The 248-nt window shown below is 58.5% G+C and carries 1 protein-coding gene; it reads right to left on the bottom strand.

The genetic code is table 11. From position 1 onward, the window contains the following. Positions 1-248 (bottom strand): hypothetical protein (locus tag AAEY83_RS17495; RefSeq protein ID WP_351061228.1); only part of this gene is annotated, 248 nt, incomplete at both ends.

Genomic DNA, 248 nt, shown 5'->3' on the forward strand with positions numbered 1-248 from the left:
GCGTTCGGCAGGCAATGGAGCCACGCCGCCAGCGAGGATTTTCACGGCATGCGAGACACGATCAATGGCGATCACTGCCGACGGGCTGGTCGGCGATGCAGCGATGCAATGGATGAATTTTTGATCCATCGCCAAGTGGCGGAAGCGGCTGTAGTCACCGCTGAAATCTTCATTTCCCAGGGCCAGGCGCCCGAAACCATCCTCGCTCCAGCTGGCTAAAAATTGATCACCGACAGGCAGCCAAGTGC

It is taken from the genome of Psychrobacter sp. TB20-MNA-CIBAN-0197, from assembly GCF_040309765.1.
GTDB classification, from domain to species: domain Bacteria; phylum Pseudomonadota; class Gammaproteobacteria; order Pseudomonadales; family Moraxellaceae; genus Psychrobacter; species Psychrobacter submarinus.